At 71.0% G+C, this 15,343-nt stretch carries 16 protein-coding genes and 1 pseudogene; 7 read left to right on the top strand and 10 right to left on the bottom strand.

Annotation, left to right across the window (positions count from 1 at the left end):
• Window positions 1–63 precede the first annotated feature (63 nt).
• Window positions 64–789, bottom strand: coding sequence for a lysophospholipid acyltransferase family protein (locus tag N8I87_RS05940; protein ID WP_263206143.1), 726 nt, complete (start codon window positions 787–789; stop codon window positions 64–66).
• A gap of 483 nt (window positions 790–1,272) precedes the next feature.
• Here N8I87_RS05940 and N8I87_RS05935 point away from each other — a divergent pair, with 483 nt between their 5' ends.
• Together N8I87_RS05935 and N8I87_RS05930 are read left to right on the top strand one after the other, a co-directional pair.
• Window positions 1,273–1,671, top strand: coding sequence for a DUF6153 family protein (locus N8I87_RS05935; RefSeq protein WP_263206141.1), 399 nt, complete (start codon window positions 1,273–1,275; stop codon window positions 1,669–1,671).
• Between the two features lie 82 nt (window positions 1,672–1,753).
• On the top strand, window positions 1,754–2,380 hold the full coding sequence (locus N8I87_RS05930; protein ID WP_263206140.1) for a DUF305 domain-containing protein: 627 nt from the start codon (window positions 1,754–1,756) through the stop codon (window positions 2,378–2,380).
• Between the two features lie 63 nt (window positions 2,381–2,443).
• Here N8I87_RS05930 and rocD read toward each other — a convergent pair whose 3' ends face one another.
• From rocD to N8I87_RS05915, 3 genes are all read right to left on the bottom strand, one after another.
• Window positions 2,444–3,682 (bottom strand): ornithine--oxo-acid transaminase, encoded by a 1,239-nt coding sequence (gene rocD / locus N8I87_RS05925; protein WP_263206138.1) that lies wholly within the window; start codon window positions 3,680–3,682, stop codon window positions 2,444–2,446.
• On the bottom strand, window positions 3,679–4,500 hold the full coding sequence (gene ddaH, locus N8I87_RS05920; protein ID WP_263206136.1) for a dimethylargininase: 822 nt from the start codon (window positions 4,498–4,500) through the stop codon (window positions 3,679–3,681). Before ddaH ends, rocD begins: the two co-directional genes overlap by 4 nt.
• 154 nt (window positions 4,501–4,654) lie before the next feature.
• Window positions 4,655–5,140 carry an Lrp/AsnC family transcriptional regulator gene (locus N8I87_RS05915; RefSeq protein WP_263206134.1) on the bottom strand — a complete coding sequence of 162 codons (486 nt, stop codon included), beginning with the start codon at window positions 5,138–5,140 and terminating at the stop codon, window positions 4,655–4,657.
• A gap of 77 nt (window positions 5,141–5,217) precedes the next feature.
• Here N8I87_RS05915 and N8I87_RS05910 point away from each other — a divergent pair, with 77 nt between their 5' ends.
• The 4 genes and pseudogenes from N8I87_RS05910 to N8I87_RS05895 all read left to right on the top strand — a co-directional run bounded on the left by N8I87_RS05910 (window position 5,218) and on the right by N8I87_RS05895 (window position 9,247).
• Window positions 5,218–5,973, top strand: a complete 756-nt coding sequence (locus N8I87_RS05910) for a LytR/AlgR family response regulator transcription factor (RefSeq protein WP_263206132.1) — start codon at window positions 5,218–5,220, stop codon at window positions 5,971–5,973.
• 10 nt (window positions 5,974–5,983) lie between these two features.
• Window positions 5,984–6,337 (top strand): hypothetical protein, encoded by a 354-nt coding sequence (locus tag N8I87_RS05905; protein WP_263206131.1) that lies wholly within the window; start codon window positions 5,984–5,986, stop codon window positions 6,335–6,337.
• The gene (locus N8I87_RS05900) at window positions 6,334–8,046 is read left to right on the top strand and encodes a sodium/solute symporter (RefSeq protein WP_263206129.1); all 1,713 of its coding nucleotides are present in this window, start codon (window positions 6,334–6,336) and stop codon (window positions 8,044–8,046) included. The genes N8I87_RS05905 and N8I87_RS05900 overlap by 4 nt, the downstream gene beginning before the upstream one ends.
• Window positions 8,043–9,247 (top strand): annotated as a pseudogene (locus N8I87_RS05895) (sensor histidine kinase). Before N8I87_RS05900 ends, N8I87_RS05895 begins: the two are co-directional and overlap by 4 nt.
• A gap of 47 nt (window positions 9,248–9,294) precedes the next feature.
• Here the strand turns inward: N8I87_RS05895 and N8I87_RS05890 are convergent.
• From N8I87_RS05890 to N8I87_RS05870, 5 genes are all read right to left on the bottom strand, one after another.
• The gene (locus N8I87_RS05890) at window positions 9,295–9,465 is read right to left on the bottom strand and encodes a hypothetical protein (protein ID WP_263206127.1); all 171 of its coding nucleotides are present in this window, start codon (window positions 9,463–9,465) and stop codon (window positions 9,295–9,297) included.
• Between the two features lie 111 nt (window positions 9,466–9,576).
• Window positions 9,577–10,527, bottom strand: coding sequence for a cytochrome c oxidase assembly protein (locus tag N8I87_RS05885; protein WP_263206126.1), 951 nt, complete (start codon window positions 10,525–10,527; stop codon window positions 9,577–9,579).
• Between the two features lie 127 nt (window positions 10,528–10,654).
• Complete coding sequence (locus N8I87_RS05880; protein WP_263206125.1) at window positions 10,655–11,680, bottom strand: 6-phosphofructokinase; 1,026 nt, start codon at window positions 11,678–11,680, stop codon at window positions 10,655–10,657.
• Window positions 11,681–11,931: 251 nt separating this feature from the next.
• Window positions 11,932–12,660: a type 1 glutamine amidotransferase gene (locus tag N8I87_RS05875; RefSeq protein ID WP_263206123.1), complete on the bottom strand. Its 729-nt coding sequence runs from the start codon at window positions 12,658–12,660 to the stop codon at window positions 11,932–11,934.
• A gap of 20 nt (window positions 12,661–12,680) precedes the next feature.
• The gene (locus tag N8I87_RS05870; protein ID WP_263206121.1) at window positions 12,681–13,919 is read right to left on the bottom strand and encodes a MurT ligase domain-containing protein; all 1,239 of its coding nucleotides are present in this window, start codon (window positions 13,917–13,919) and stop codon (window positions 12,681–12,683) included.
• Window positions 13,920–14,069: 150 nt separating this feature from the next.
• Here N8I87_RS05870 and def point away from each other — a divergent pair, with 150 nt between their 5' ends.
• Window positions 14,070–14,609, top strand: a complete 540-nt coding sequence (def, locus tag N8I87_RS05865) for a peptide deformylase (RefSeq protein WP_263206119.1) — start codon at window positions 14,070–14,072, stop codon at window positions 14,607–14,609.
• A 3-nt stretch (window positions 14,610–14,612) separates the two neighbouring features.
• Here def and N8I87_RS05860 read toward each other — a convergent pair whose 3' ends face one another.
• Entirely contained in the window at window positions 14,613–15,257 is a 645-nt protein-coding gene (locus N8I87_RS05860) for a TetR/AcrR family transcriptional regulator (protein WP_263206117.1), read from the bottom strand.
• Window positions 15,258–15,343: the final 86 nt, after the last annotated feature.

Genomic DNA, 15,343 nt, shown 5'->3' with positions numbered 1-15,343 from the left:
CGGAGCGAATCCGGCCGCCCCTTCCCCTTGCGGCGGTCGGCCCCCGCCGCGCCACCGCCTCGGTCAACCGAGCGGTGCCCGTGGGAACCTGCGCTCCCGCTCGCCCCTCGCCGCGGCCTCGTCCGCCTTGACGACGGCCGCGTACTGGTCGACGTACTCCTGCTCGGACAGCGACAGGATCGCGTACATGATCTCGTCGGTCACGGCGCGCAGGATGGCCTTCTCGTTCTCCATGCCGGCGTAGCGGGAGAAGTCGAGGGGCTTGCCGAAGCGGATGACGACCGGGTGGATGTGCGGGATGACCCTGCCCGGCGGCTGCGCCTCGAAGGTGCCGATCATCGCGCACGGAACGACCGGCACACCCGCCCTCATCGCCATCACGGCGACACCGACCTTGCCCTTGTAGAGCCGGCCGTCGTGGGAACGCGTGCCCTCCGGGTAGATGCCGAGCAACTCGCCCTTGCGCAGCACTCCGAGACCCTCGCGGATGGCGGCCTGGCCCGCGTCCTTGCCGGAGCGGTCCACCGGGATCTGGCCCGCGCTGCGGAAGAAGGCCGCGGTCAGCCGGCCCTTGATGCCCGGACCTGTGAAGTACTCGGCCTTGGCGAGGAACGTGATGCGCCGTTTCAGTATCGCGGGCATCAGGAAGTGGTCCGAGAAGGACAGATGATTGCCGGCGATGATGGCCGGGCCCGACGCCGGTACGTGCTCCAGACCCTCTATTCGGGGTCGGAAGACCAGTCTCAGCAAAGGCCCCAACAGTACATATTTCAGCAGGTAGTAGAACAAAGGGGGTCGCTCCTCACTCCGGCGGATCGCCTGGGTCTCCGAGTTCTCGCAGGTCAACCGGCATGTGATGGGGTGCCAGTGTATGTGCAGGCGCAGTGAGCCGGAACAGTCGCGGACGCCCGCCGCCGGTCCACACTGCTGGCTCTGGCGGTGGTGCGGCAACCCGTTGCCCCAGCCTGGCGTGATCATTGCGGGGACTGGCAGACGCGCCGGTCTTGCCGCCGGTGACGTCGTGGGACAGGGTGCCGGGCGATGGCCCCTCGCGGTGCGAAGACGTGGCCGTCTCACGGCGCTCCTCGTCCTGTACGGACCGCTCGGCCATGGCTCTCCCGGGAAGCAAAGTGCAAGCCACTCCAAGGTGTTCCCGTGCGGCGCGCGGGGGAAGGCGTCCGACGGTGCTTATCACCCGATCGTGGTCCTCCGCTTCCCGTCCGGACGCACCCCGCCGAACGCGCTGTCGTGGCTCTGCCTAGGATGGGCCCGATGAACCTAGCCGAGCAGTCCGCTGTGCGATCGCCTCTGGGGCGATGGCGGGCGCTGCTCGTGCTGGGGCTGCTGACCGGTCTCCTCGGTATGCACGCCCTGGCCCCCACTGGTGGCACGGGCCACGCGGAGCGGGCTCACGGCGTGCACATGACGGCCGAGGCCACTGCTGTCGACGACTGCCCAGGCGACGGCCACTGCGGCGGACACCATCTCAAGCACGCCGACGCGACCTGTGCCTCCGGCGCCGTGAGCGGGGGACCGGCGCTGCCCGTGCTCGTTCCCGACCCGGTGGCCGCGCCCGTACGGGCCGACTCCATGCGCTCCCGTGCCGCCGCGGCGCCGGACGGAGCCCGGGCGCCACCGTCCCTGGCGGAACTCCAACTCCTGCGGATCTAGAGGCCGCGAGGACCGCACCGGCGACCGGCCGGGAGCGGTCCACGACGTGCCCGCATCCCTTTTGCACAGCAGGAGTTCACGCATGACCACTCGTACTCTCGCGCGCCGTTTCGCCCTCGTCGCGGCCACCGCCACCGCCGCGTTCGTCCTCGCCGCCTGCGGTGGCGACAGCGGCGACAGTGCCGCCCAGTCCGGTCACGGCGCCTCGGCGTCCCCGGGCGGCCGGGCCGGTGCCGGTGCCCACAACGCCCAGGACGTCTCCTTCGCGCAGGGCATGATCCCGCACCACCAGCAGGCCCTGGAGATGGCCCGGCTCGCCTCTACTCGCGCCTCGTCCGCCCAGGTCAAGGAGCTCGCGGCGGCAATCGAGAAGGCGCAGGACCCGGAGATCAGCACGATGACCGGATGGCTGAAGGCCTGGGGCGAGCAGGTGCCCATGGCCGGGATGGAGATGGACCACTCCGGTCATTCCGGGATGGCCGGAATGATGAGCACCGAGGACATGACCGCGCTGAAGAAGGCCACCGGCAAGGACTTCGACACGAAGTTCCTGACCATGATGGTCGACCACCACAAGGGTGCCGTCGAGATGGCCACCGCCGAGAGCACCAAGGGCGAGTACGGCCCCGCCACCGGCCTGGCCGACGACATCGTCACCGCGCAGAACGCGGAGATCAAGGAGATGAACCGGCTCCTCGGCAAGAGCTGAGCCAAACGGGCGGAGGGGGCCGGCGTCGTGCCGGCACCCTCCGCCCGTGGATTGCCCGTGGATTCAGCGGCCCTGGGTCAGGACCTTCTCCAGCGAGTCCAGCGCGGAGCGCAGTTCCTCGCCGGTGATGGTCAGCGGCGGGGCCAGCCGGATGGTGGAGCCATGGGTGTCCTTGACCAGGACGCCCTCGCGCATGAGGCCCTCGCTCACCTCGCGACCGGTGCCGATGGCCGGGTCGACGTCGACGCCCGCCCACAGCCCGCGCGAGCGGAATCCGAGCACGCCCTTGCCGACCAGCGTCGACAGCCCGTTCCGCAGGATCACACCCAGCTCGGCGGCCCGGCGCTGGTACTCACCCGTCTCCAGCAGCTCGACCACCGCCGTGCCGACCGCGGCCGCGAGCGGGTTGCCGCCGAACGTCGAGCCGTGCTCGCCCGGCCGCAGCACACCCAGCACGTCACGCCGGGCCACCACCGCCGACACCGGCACGATGCCGCCGCCCAGCGCCTTGCCGAGCAGCAGCACGTCCGGTATGACCTGCTCGTGCTCGACGGCGAGGGTACGGCCGGTGCGGCCCAGGCCGGACTGGATCTCGTCGGCGATGAACAGACAGCCCTTGCGGCGGGTCAGCTCGCGCACACCGGTGAGGTAGCCCTCGTCCGGGATGATCACCCCGGCCTCGCCCTGGATCGGCTCGAGCAGCACCGCCGCCGTCGTCTCGTCGACGGCCGCCTCCAGCGCGGCGAGGTCGTTGTAGGGCACGATCCTAAAGCCCGGCGTGAAGGGGCCGAAGCCGGCGCGGGCGGTCTCGTCGGTGGAGAAGCTGACGATCGTCGTCGTACGGCCGTGGAAGTTCTCCGCCGCGACCACGATCGTGGCCTGGTCGGCGGGGACGCCCTTGACCTCGTACGCCCACTTGCGGGCGACCTTGATGCCGCTCTCCACCGCCTCGGCGCCGGTGTTCATCGGCAGCACCATGTCGAGACCGGTCAACTCGGACAGCCGCTCGGCGAATTCGGCGAGCTGGTCGTTGTGGAAGGCACGCGAGGTGAGCGTCAGCCGGTCCAGCTGGCGGTGCGCCGCCTCCACCAGGGCCGGGTGGCGGTGGCCGAAGTTGAGGGCCGAGTAGCCGGCCAGCATGTCGAGGTAGCGGCGGCCCTCGACGTCCTCCACCCAGGTGCCCTCGGCACGGGCGACGACCACCGGCAGCGGGTGGTAGTTGTGCGCGAGAACCGGCTCCTCGGCGGAGATCAGGTCGGCGGAGGTACGGGTGCGGGCGGTCGTCCCGGCAGGGGCGGTCATGAGCGGATCTCCTGGGTGCAGCACTTGATGCCGCCGCCGGCCTTGTGGAACTCCGACAGGTCGACGGGGACGGGAACATAGCCGTGGTCGGCCAGACGCGAGGCCAGATTCTCGGCCCGCGGCGCGATGAAGACGTGGCGTCCGTCGGAGACGGAGTTCAGACCGAACGTCATCGCGTCCTCGCGGGTAGCGAGCACCGCGTCCGGGTACAGGCGCGCCAGCACCTCGCGGCTGCCCGGCGAGAAGGCCTCCGGGTAGTACACAATGTTGCTGGCGGGGCCGTCGTCGAGGACGAACAGCGCCGTGTCCAGGTGGTAGAAGTACGGGTCGACGAGCGTCAGGCTGATCACCGGCACGCCGAAGAACTCCTGCACCTCGCGGTGCGCCTCGCGGGTCGTGCGGAACCCGGTGCCGGCCAGCACGTACCGGCCGGTCGGGACCAGGTCGCCCTCGCCCTCGCACACCGTCTCGGGGCGGTAGACGTCGAAGCCGGCCGCCTTGAACCACGTGTCGTAGTGGGTCGACTCGGGACGGCGTTCGTCCGCGTGGAACAGGGAGCCGAAGACGCGGCCGCCGACGACGACCGCGGAGTTCGCGGCGAAGACCATGTCGGGGAGACCGGCGACCGGCTCCACGGTGTCGACGGAGTGCCCATGGGCACGGTAGGCGCTGATCAGCCCCTGCCACTGCTCCTGGGCCAGGTCCACGTCGACCTGGGAATCGGGCTGCATCCAGGGATTGATCGCGTACTGCACGGCGAAGTGTCTGGGTTCACAGACGAGAAAGCGCCGGGGGCGCGGCACACGGCTTTCGGCCACAGAGGTGTTCCTCCGCTTTCCTGCGGTGTGGATTGGGGGTGACACCACGGTAGGAAGTGACGGGGAAGGACGACAAGAAACGACAGCTGCGTATGTGCGCAAGAATGCTGCGTTGTGTCCAGTCGTGACGCAGGACTGCTGCGTGCCGCGACGGCTACTCCGGAACCGCGTGGGTGGCGCCCGCCTCCGGGCTCTCCGGCAGCAGGTGGGAGAGGACCATCACGCTGATCGTCTTCCGGATGAACGGCTCCACCCGGATCCGCTCCAGCACCTCCTCGAAGTGCTCCACATCCCGCGCCCGCACGTGCAGCAGAGCGTCCGCGCCGCCGGTCACCGTCATCGCGGCCGTGATCTCCGGATAGTTGCGGACCACCTCCGCGAGGCGCCGGGGCGGGGCCGCGCCCTCGCAGTACACCTCGACGTACGCCTCGGTGCGCCAGCCGAGCGCCGCCGGCTTCACCGTCGCCGTGTACCCGGTGATCACACCCGTCTCGCGGAGCCGGTCGACGCGCCGTTTGACGGCGGTCGCCGACAGGCCGACGGCCGCCCCGATCTCGGCGAAGCTCGTCCTGGCGTTCGCCATCAGCGCTGTGGTGATCTTCCGGTCGAGCTCGTCGAACGCGGCGGTCGTGCTGTTCATGTCGGCACTGTATCCAGCGCGAACGTCCATGCCCGGCACATGTCCCGTCGTACGGATTGCTCCTACACTCCACGTTCATGCTGCGCGCCCTCGCCGTCGACGACGAACGCCCCTCGCTGGAGGAACTCCTCTACCTGCTGCGCGCCGACCCGCGCATCAGCAGCGTCGAGGGCGCCGGCGACGCGACCGAGGCGCTGCGCCGCATCACCCGCGCCCTGGAGTCCGGACCGCACGGCCCCGAGGCCATCGACATCGTCTTCCTCGACATCCAGATGCCCGGTCTGGACGGCCTGGAGATGGCCCGGCTGCTCACCGGCTTCGCCCGCCCGCCGCTCGTCGTCTTCGTCACCGCGCACGAGGACTTCGCCGTACGCGCCTTCGACCTCAAGGCCGTCGACTACATCCTCAAACCCGTACGCAAGGAACGCCTCGCGGAGGCCGTACGCCGGGCCGCCGAACTGCGCGGAGCCGCCCCGCGGATCACCGTCCACGAACCCGACCCCGACCACATAGCCGTGGAACTCGGCGGCGTGACCCGCTTCGTCGCCGTCGACGACATCACCCACGTCGAGGCCCAGGGCGACTACGCCCGGCTGCACACCGACCGCGGCAGCCACCTCGTCCGCATCCCGCTGTCCACCCTGGAGGACCGCTGGCGCTCGCGCGGCTTCGTCCGCATCCACCGCCGCCACCTCGTCGCCCTGCGCCACATCGGCGAACTGCGCCTGGACGCGGGCACGGTGAGCGTCCTGATCGGCACCGAGGAACTCCAGGTCAGCCGCCGGCACACGCGCGAACTGAGGGACCTGCTGATGCGCCGGACCACGGGATAGGGAGGCCGCCATGGAGCCCACCGAACGCCGAGTCGTCGTCACCGGACCGCCCCGCCGCATCCGACGGACCTCCGGCCACGACCGGCCGCGCACCGAGATCGACGAGCAGACCACCCTCGGCCACACCTACGTCCGCTCACTGATGCGCACCCAACTGCGCGCCGCCCTCGCGGTGTTCGCGGTCCTCGTGCTGCTCATCGGCCCGCTCCCGCTGGTCTTCGCGGCCGCCCCCGACCGCCGCCGCCTCGAATGGCTGGTGCTCGGCTTCTGCCTGTACGCCCCGCTGATCCTGCTGGCCCGCTGGTACGTGCGCCGCGCCGAACGCAACGAACGGGACCTCGTCCGCCTGGTCGAGGACCGATGAACTCGAGCTACGCGGTACCCGCCGTCGCCCTGGTCGTCGTGGCGACCGTCCTCGTCGGCGCCTTCGGCCTGCGGGTCTCGCGCACCACCTCCGACTTCTACGTCGCCTCGCGCACCGTCGGCCCCCGTCTCAACGCGGCCGCCATCAGCGGCGAATACCTGTCCGCCGCCTCCTTCCTGGGCATCGCGGGACTCGTCCTGGTCCAGGGTCCGGACATGCTCTGGTACCCGGTCGGCTACACCGCCGGCTATCTGGTACTGCTTCTGTTCGTCGCCGCCCCGCTGCGCCGCTCCGGCGCCTACACCCTGCCCGACTTCGCGGAGGCCCGGCTCGCCTCGCAGGCGGTGCGGCGGCTCGCGGGGGCCTTCGTCGTCGGGGTCGGCTGGCTCTATCTGCTGCCCCAGCTCCAGGGCGCCGGGCTCACCCTGACGGTGCTCACCGGCGCGCCCGCCGCACTCGGCGGACTCATCGTGGCCGTGGTCGTCGTGGCGACCGTCGCCGCGGGCGGCATGCGCAGCATCACCTTCGTACAGGCCTTCCAGTACTGGCTCAAGCTCACCGCCCTCCTCGTCCCGGCCCTCTTCCTGGTCCTCGCCTGGCAGAGCGACGGCGCACCCCACCACGCCTTCGACGAACCGGCGGCCTTCCGAGAGCAGCGCACCGTCCGCGTCCAGGACACCCTCGACCTCGAACTCCACCGCCCGCTCACCGCCACGGTGACCGGCACGGTCGACGGCCGGCCGCACGAAGACACCCGGCTCACCCTCCCCGAGGGCACCCACCGCATCGCCGCTGGCACCCGGCTGACCTTCGCCCGGGGCACCCCCGTCCCCCTGGCCGGCCGCGGCACCAACGGCGGCATGTCCACCTCGCTCGCCGAGAGCCGCCAGGAACGCCCGCTGTACGCCACCTACGGACTCATCCTCGCCACCTTCCTCGGCACCATGGGCCTGCCGCACGTCGTCGTCCGCTTCTACACCAGCCCGCACGGCGTCGCCGCCCGCCGCACCACGGTGGCCGTGCTGGCGCTGATCGGCGGCTTCTATCTGCTCCCGCCCGTGTACGGCGCCCTGGGCAGGATCTACGCCCCCGAACTCACGATCACCGGCGACGCCGACGCCGCCGTGCTCCTGCTGCCCGACCGGATGATCGGCGGACTCGGCGGTGACCTGCTCGGTGCGCTGGTGGCCGGCGGTGCCTTCGCCGCGTTCCTGTCCACCGCCTCCGGGCTGACCATGGCGGTCGCCGGAGTGCTCACCCAGGACGTCCTCCCCTCGCGCGGGGTGCGGCACTTCCGGCTCGGCACCGTGCTCGCCATGGCCGTACCGCTGGCCGCGAGCGTGCTCGTCGGCGGTCTGCCGGTCGCGGACGCGGTCGGGCTGGCCTTCGCCGTCTCGGCCTCCTCCTTCTGCCCGCTGCTCGTCCTCGGCATCTGGTGGCGGCGGCTGACCCCGCCCGGCGCCGCCGCGGGCATGCTCGTCGGCGGCGGCTCCGCGTTCCTCGCCGTGGCCGTCACCATGGCGGGCTTCCCCGGCACCGGCCCGCTGCACGCCCTGCTCGCCTGGCCCGCGCTGTGGTCGGTCCCGCTGGGCTTCCTCACCATGATGCTGGTGTCCCTGGCCACCGCGGCACGGGTGCCGGCCGGGACGGCGGCGATCCTGGCGCGGTTCCACCTGCCCGAGGAACTGCGGGCGGAGGCCAAGGCGTGAACGGCTTCCTCGCGGGCCTGTGTGTCGCCGTGCTCCCGCTGCTGGCCGCCGGCTTCTGGCTCGGGCGGCGCACGGCACGGCCGGAGAGCCTCGGTGACCTCGGCACGCCCGTGGAACACGCCACCTTCCAGACCCTGCACACCGCCTCGCTCGCCGCGCCCCCGCTGCGGGCCGGCCTCACGGAGGAGACCGCGCGCAGATCCGCCCGCAGACTGCGCTCACTGCTCGGCACGGACGCGCTGTGCCTCACCGACGGGGCGCAGGTGCTGGTCTGGGACGGAGTGGGCGGCCACCACCGCACCGAGATCATGGAACGGCTGGCCGGACCCCTGGAGAGCGGCCGCGGCGAGGCCTTCCGGCTGAGCTGCGAGACCCCCGACTGCCCGGCCCGCTGGGCCGTGGTCGCCCCGCTCACCGTCGACGACCGGGTGCGCGGCGCGCTCGTCGCCTGCGCGCCGCGCGAGTCCGCCGTGCTGGTACGCGCGGCCGGCGAGGTGGCCCGCTGGGTGAGCGTCCAGCTGGAGCTCGCCGACCTCGACCAGTCCCGGACGAAGCTCATCGAGGCCGAGATCAAGGCGCTGCGGGCCCAGATATCCCCGCACTTCGTGTTCAACTCGCTCGCGGTGATCGCCTCGTTCGTCCGCACCGACCCCGAGCGGGCCCGCGAACTCCTGCTGGAGTTCGCCGACTTCACCCGCTACTCGTTCCGCAGGCACGGCGACTTCACCACCCTCGCCGACGAACTCCACGCCATCGACCACTACCTGGCGCTCGTCCGGGCCCGCTTCGGCGACCGCCTCTCCGTCACCCTGCAGATCGCGCCAGAGGTACTGCCGGTCACCCTGCCGTTCCTGTGTCTGCAGCCCCTCGTCGAGAACGCCGTGAAGCACGGCCGGAAGGCAAGTCCGACGCCTGCCACATCCAGATCACCGCGCAGGACGCCGGCGCCGAGGCACTCGTCGTCATCGAGGACGACGGCGTCGGCATGGACCCCGAGCTGCTGCGCCGCATCCTCGCAGGTGAGATCAGCCCCTCCGGCGGCATCGGCCTGTCCAACGTCGACGACCGGCTCCGCCAGGTGTACGGCGACGACCACGGCCTCGTCATCGAGACCGCGGCCGGAGCGGGCATGAAGATCACCGCCCGGCTGCCGAAGTACCAGCCGGGGGTGCACTCGGCGGCCCGCCTCACCGCCGAGTGAGTCTCACATGCTCCGCGAGCGAGTCCCAGGTGCTTTGCGAGGGGGTCTCAGGTGCTCTGGGTGGCGATCATCGCGAGCGTGAGCAGTCCCAGCACCACCCATCCGAACCACAGCCAGCCATTGCTCCCCAGCGCCACCGTGTACGCCGTCACCACGACGAGTCCGCCGACGGTGAGCACCCCCATCGCCTTCGTGGAACCGTTCGTAGAACCGGGCATCGCAACACCCTCCTCATGGTCCGACTCCCTCCATGGTGCCCCCGTTCCGCCTCCGCGCGGCACGGACGACGAAATGAGTGCCCGTACACCGGACCGGGGGCCCGGGGCGCGTCAGCCCTTGCGTGCGTTCAGCGCGGCCAGATAGGCGTTGTACGCCTCGAGTTCCTTGTCCCCGTCCCGGTCGGCCGCGCGGTCCTTGCGCTTGGCCTGCCGCTGCTCGGAGCCGTACCACTGGAACAGCAGCGCGATCAGGACCAGGACGGACGGGATCTCGCTGAACGCCCAGGCGATGCCGCCGGCCGCGCTCTGGTCGGAGAGGGCATCGATGCCGAGCGAGGCGGGCGGGTTCTTGAACGTCTCGACCATCGGGGCCGACGCCATCATCAACGCGATTCCGAAGAAGGCGTGGAACGGCATGCCCGCGAACAGCTCCAGCATCCGCATCAGATGACCGGGCCGGTGCGGGCCCGGGTCCACGCCGATGATCGGCCAGAAGAACGCCACGCCCACGGCCAGGAAGTGCACCATCATCGCGATGTGCCCCGCCTTCGACCCCATCAGGAAGTCGAAGAGCGGGGTGAAGTACAGCGCGTACAGGCTCGCGATGAACATCGGGATCGTGAACCCCGGGTGCGTGACGACCCGCATGTAGCGGCTGTGCAGCAGCGCCAGCAGCAGCTCGCGCGGGCCCTTGCGGCCCCTGCCCGCGACCGGCAGCGCGCGCAGCGCCAGCGTGACCGGGGCGCCGAGGAGGATCAGGATCGGCGACAGCATGCTGATCACCATGTGCTGCACCATGTGCACGCTGAACATCACCATGCCGTAGTCGTTCAGTCCGGTGCACATCATCAGCATGATGGTCAGCACACCGACGGCGTACGACACGGTCCGCCCGACCGACCACGCGTCACCGCGCCGCCGCAGCCGCACCACACCCCACCCGTACAGCCCGAGCCCGAGCAGGCAGGCGATGAGGAAGAACGGGTCCGCCGACCACTCGAGACCCCGTCCCAGCGTGAACGGCGGCAGATCAGTCATCGTGCCGTGCCCGCTGTGATCCATCCGCCGGCTCCTGATTCGTGGGGGTTGTGCGCTGTCTGTCCACAGCTGTCTGTCCGCACCCAGACTAGAACCGCCCCCGGTCACTGCCGTGACCGGGGGCGGTTTCGCGCACAGGCGGCCTACCGGCCTACAGAACGCACTCGGCCTCTTCGTACCGCTCCTGAGGAACCGTCTTCAGCGTCTCCACGGCCTCCGCCAGCGGCACCATCACGATGTCGGTGCCCCGCAGCGCGGTCATGTGGCCGAACTCCCCCCGGTGCACGGCCTCCACCGCATGCCAGCCGAAGCGCGTCGCCAGCACACGGTCGTACGCCGTCGGCGTCCCGCCGCGCTGCACATGGCCGAGGATGACCGGCCGCGCCTCCTTGCCCAGCCGCTCCTCCAGTTCGACGGAGAGCTGGCGGGCGATCCCGGCGAAGCGCTCGTGGCCGTAGACGTCCTTGCCGCCCTCGTCGAACTCCATGCTGCCGGCCTTCGGCTTGGCCCCCTCCGCGGCGACGACGATGGCGAACCGCTTGCCCGCCTCGAACCGGTCGCCGACCCGCTTCGCCAGTTCCTCGATGTCGAAGGGGCGTTCCGGTACGACGATGGCGTGGGCGCCGGCCGCCATGCCGGAGTGCAGCGCGATCCAGCCGGTGTGGCGGCCCATGACCTCCACGATCAGCACCCGCTGGTGGGACTCGGCGGTGGTCTTCAGCCGGTCCAGGGCCTCGGTGGCGACGCCCACGGCCGTGTCGAAGCCGAAGGTGACGTCCGTGACCGCGATGTCGTTGTCGATGGTCTTCGGCACGCCCACGATGGGCAGGCCGTTGTCCGACAGCAGCCGGGCCGCCTTCAGCGTGCCCTCGCCGCCGATCGGGATGATCGCGTCCAGGCCCAGGTCCTGGAGGTGGCCCTTGGCCCGGGCCACGCCGTCCCGCAGATGCTCGGGACGGACCCGGGAGGAACCGAGGATGGTGCCGCCGCGGGCCAGGATGCCGCCCACGGCGTCCAGGTCCAGCTTGAGGTAGTCGCACTCCAGGAGGCCTTTCCAGCCGTCCCGGAAACCGATGACCTCGTCGCCGTGGTCGGCGACGGCACGGTGCACGACGGACCGGATGACGGCGTTCAGGCCGGGGCAGTCGCCGCCGGACGTGAGGACACCAATGCGCATAGCCCGAAATACCTTCTCAACGTGGGCCGGGGACCGGACCGCGCTGTCCGGTTGGAACCCGGTCACCCTACCGGCGTCTGGGGGTGGCTCCGTAGCGGGCGTCCGCCTGCTGGACGCGCCCGCACATGTGAGCGGACGGCCTGTCAGGCGGGCCCTGTGACGACCATGCCGGAGGGCACTAAAAGGTGCCTTCAGTACCTCTGGAACGCAACGATCACCCAGCGGTCACGCAGGCTGCTGCGCAGCGGTACCTACGCAGGCTGCTGCGCAGCCGCGATGCGCTCGTTGCGGAGCGCCTCGTACCAGCGGTCGTCGGTCGGCGGCAGCGCGTTGACGTCGAGAGCCAGCTTCAGCAGCAGGTCGGCGATCTGCGGATTGCGGGCGAGGACCGGCCCGTGCATGTACGTGCCGAAGACGGTGCCGTTGTACGCGCCCTCCGTGCCGTCCCCGGTGCCGTTGCCCCGGCCCTTGCGGACCTGGGCGAAGGGGCGGGCCATGGGTCCGATGCGGGTGACGCCCTGGTGGTTCTCGAAACCGGTCAGCTGGGGCAGGCCGAGCTGCGGGTCGATGTCCGCGAGGACATCGCCGACGCACCGCTCGCCCTCGCCGCGCACCGACACCACGTCGAGCAGACCGAGGCCCGGCTCGCGCTGCCCGAGGTCGTTGATGAACTCGTGGCCGAGGATCTGGTAGCCGGCGCAGACGGAGAAGACGATCGCGCCGTTCTCCACCGCCCGGTACAGATGGCCGTCGCGCCGCAGCCGCTCGGCCGCGAGCCGCTGGGGCCGGTCCTCGCCGCCGCCGATCAGATAGATGTCACCGGAGGTCGGGATCGGCTGGTCGCTGCGCACGTCGAGCCGTGACACGTCCAGGCCGCGCTGCCGCGCCCGTCGCTCCACGACGAGCGCGTTGCCCTGGTCGCCGTAGGTGCTGAGCAGGTCCGGGTAGATCCACACCAGCCGGAGTTGGTTGTCGCTCATGAAGTGATCGTCCTCCCTGTTCAGTTGCCGACGATCCGGCGCAGGTCCTGGAACGCGGTGTAGTTCGCGATGACCTCGATCCGGCCCGGCGGCGCCTGCTGGACGGCCTGGTCGATGTTCTCGCAGACCTGGAAGTGCTGGTTGGCGACCTCCAGCCGCACCGCGAGGTCCAACTTCCGGTCGCCGATCACGAAGATCGGGTGGCCGGTCAGGCGGGTGTAGTCGACGTCCCACAGCCAGGAGGTGTCGGTGCCGTCGGCGCCGCGCGCGTTCACGGACAGGACGACCGGCGCCGGCGGCGGGTCGATCAGGGAGAACGTCTCGAGCCAGCCCGCGGGGTTCTTCGCCAGCAGCAGGCGCAGATCGCGGCCCTGGTACTGCACGACGTCATAGCGGCCGGCGACCGCCTGCACCTGGTACATGCGCTCCAGGGCCACCTGCGGCGGGACACCGAAGACGGCGGCGACGGCCGCGGAGCTCGCGGCGTTGGCCTTGTTGGCGCGGCCGGGCAGCTGGAGGTGGATCGGCCAGGCCGAGCCGTGCGGGTCGAGGACGTGATCGCCGGACAGCGCCCAGCTCGGCGCCGGACGGCGGAAGCCGCACTCGCCGCAGTACCAGTCGTCGCCGGGGCGCTGCATCACGCCGCCGCAGGACGGGCAGGACCAGGCGTCGTCCTTCCACATCTGGCCGGCCGCGACCCAGATCACATTGGGGGAGGAGGAGGCGGCCCACACCACCAGCGGGTCGTCGCAGTTGGCGACGATCACGGCCTTGGAGCCGGCCAGGCCCTCGCGCCAGTTCTCCGCGAGCATGCGGGTCTCGGCCGCGCGGTCCAGCTGGTCGCGGGAGAGGTTGAGCAGCGCGATGCACTTCGGCGAGGTGTCACGGGCGACGCCCGCGAGGTACTTCTCGTCGACCTCGATCACGCCGAACTTCGCGTCCGAGCCGCCGGCGAGCGCCGAGGTGATACCGGCCGGCATGTTGGCGCCGAGCGCGTTCGAGACGACCGGGCCGGCGGCGCCCAGCGCCTCGGCGATGAGACGGGTGGTCGTGGTCTTGCCGTTGGTCGCCGAGACGAGGACGCAGTCCAGGTTCTGGGCGAGCCGGCCGAGCAGGTCGGGGTCGAGTTTGAGTGCCACCCGGCCGCCGATCACCGATCCGCTGCCGCGCCCCGCGGCGCGGGACGCCGCCGCGACCGCCTTGCCCGCGGTCACGGCGAGCTTGGCCCGCGGCGTGAGCGGGTCCGAGTTGCCTGCCATCAGTCCTCGATCCTCCTTGCGTACGCGCCGCGCCTCAGCCGATCGGCAACGTGGCGTAGGCCTCAGCCTATCGAGATCTATTCGCACACCCGAATCCCGGCCCACGCCTGCGCGGCGGTCGCGGGCCGAGGGAACCGTACCCTTGCCGCCATGCGACACGGCTCGATCCCGGGCGCCCGCGGGCGCGTCCGGCCTCTGACCCTGCTCGGCGACCCGGTGCTGCAGGCACCCTGCGCGGAGGTCACCGACTTCGGTCCCGAACTCTCCCGGCTGGTGGAGGACTTGTTCGCCACGATGTACGCGGCCCAGGGCGTGGGCCTGGCCGCGAATCAGGTGGGGGAGTCCTTGCGGGTGTTCGTGTACGACTGCCCGGACGACGAGGATGTGCGACATCTCGGACATGTGGTGAACCCGCGGCTGGTGGAGGCGGACGGTGTGGTGATCCGGGGGCCGGAGGGCTGTCTGTCCCTGCCGGGACTGGAGGCGGCGACCGAGCGCTACGACCATGCGGTCGTCGAGGGCTTCTCGGTGACCGGGGAGCCGGTCACCGTTCATGGGACGGGGTTCTTCGCCAGGTGTCTGCAGCACGAGTGCGACCACCTCGAGGGCGAGGTGTACGCGGATCGCCTCACCGGCCTGCGCCACCGCCGGCTGATGAGGCAGGTGCGCCGGGCCTCCTGGCACCGGTGAGGGTCAGAACCCCGGGCCGCCCATCTTGTCCCCCGCCGCCGCCAGTCGTCCCCACAGCAGGTCGGCCAGGCTCTTCACCAATTCCGTGCGGGAGCAGGGCCGTTCGCCCAGCCACCAGTCGCCCGCCGCGTGCATCATGCCGACGATCCCGTGCCCCCACACCCGGGCCAGCTGCTGGCTCCCCGGTCCGAGGTCCAGCCGGTCCTCGATGACCTGGGCCAGCTCCTCGCCCATCCTGCGCAGCAGCGGCGCGGAGTGCTTGCCGACGTCGAAGCCCTGGTCGCCGCCCTGGCCGCCCTCCGAGGGGTGCATCAGGAAGCGGTAGACCTGGGGCCGTGCCTCGATTGCCGCGAGGTAGGTGTCCAGCGTGGCCTCGACCCGCTCGCGCCGCTCGGCGGGGGCGTCGAGCGCCGCGCGCAGCGAGTCCAGCAGCGCGTCGGTGTGCCGCTTGGCGAGAGCGGCGTAAAGTCCGCCTTTGTCGCCGAAGTGGCGGTAAAGGATGGGCTTGGTGATACCGGCTTCGGCGGCGATGGCGTTCATCGAGGCCTGTGGGCCGTCGCGCAGCACCACTCGGTCGGCGGCCTCCAGCAGCTCGCGCCGTCGGCGGTCGGCGGACCTCTGCTGATCGGTCCGCTGTGTGGTGTCCATGAGCTCTCCCCACCCGTGCTGTTTCGGTGACGCCTGCGCAAACTAGCACTGACCGCGTTCCTGACATCGAACGGGATGCCGACAGG

This window comes from Streptomyces sp. HUAS 15-9, assembly GCF_025642155.1.
Taxonomy (GTDB): Bacteria; Actinomycetota; Actinomycetes; order Streptomycetales; family Streptomycetaceae; genus Streptomyces.
The sequence above is the reverse complement of the archived record's forward strand: the minus strand, read 5'-3'. Positions and strand labels throughout refer to the sequence as shown.

Coding starts and splice junctions, on each gene's coding strand:
- N8I87_RS05935 (WP_263206141.1), top strand. CDS start 1,273: ATGAACCTAGCCGAGCAGTCCGCTGTGCGATCGCCTCTGGGGCGATGG.
- N8I87_RS05930 (WP_263206140.1), top strand. CDS start 1,754: ATGACCACTCGTACTCTCGCGCGCCGTTTCGCCCTCGTCGCGGCCACC.
- rocD (WP_263206138.1), bottom strand. CDS start 3,682: ATGACCGCCCCTGCCGGGACGACCGCCCGCACCCGTACCTCCGCCGAC.
- N8I87_RS05915 (WP_263206134.1), bottom strand. CDS start 5,140: ATGAACAGCACGACCGCCGCGTTCGACGAGCTCGACCGGAAGATCACC.
- N8I87_RS05910 (WP_263206132.1), top strand. CDS start 5,218: ATGCTGCGCGCCCTCGCCGTCGACGACGAACGCCCCTCGCTGGAGGAA.
- N8I87_RS05905 (WP_263206131.1), top strand. CDS start 5,984: ATGGAGCCCACCGAACGCCGAGTCGTCGTCACCGGACCGCCCCGCCGC.
- N8I87_RS05900 (WP_263206129.1), top strand. CDS start 6,334: ATGAACTCGAGCTACGCGGTACCCGCCGTCGCCCTGGTCGTCGTGGCG.
- N8I87_RS05890 (WP_263206127.1), bottom strand. CDS start 9,465: ATGCCCGGTTCTACGAACGGTTCCACGAAGGCGATGGGGGTGCTCACC.
- N8I87_RS05885 (WP_263206126.1), bottom strand. CDS start 10,527: ATGGATCACAGCGGGCACGGCACGATGACTGATCTGCCGCCGTTCACG.
- N8I87_RS05880 (WP_263206125.1), bottom strand. CDS start 11,680: ATGCGCATTGGTGTCCTCACGTCCGGCGGCGACTGCCCCGGCCTGAAC.
- N8I87_RS05875 (WP_263206123.1), bottom strand. CDS start 12,660: ATGAGCGACAACCAACTCCGGCTGGTGTGGATCTACCCGGACCTGCTC.
- N8I87_RS05870 (WP_263206121.1), bottom strand. CDS start 13,919: ATGGCAGGCAACTCGGACCCGCTCACGCCGCGGGCCAAGCTCGCCGTG.
- def (WP_263206119.1), top strand. CDS start 14,070: ATGCGACACGGCTCGATCCCGGGCGCCCGCGGGCGCGTCCGGCCTCTG.
- N8I87_RS05860 (WP_263206117.1), bottom strand. CDS start 15,257: ATGGACACCACACAGCGGACCGATCAGCAGAGGTCCGCCGACCGCCGA.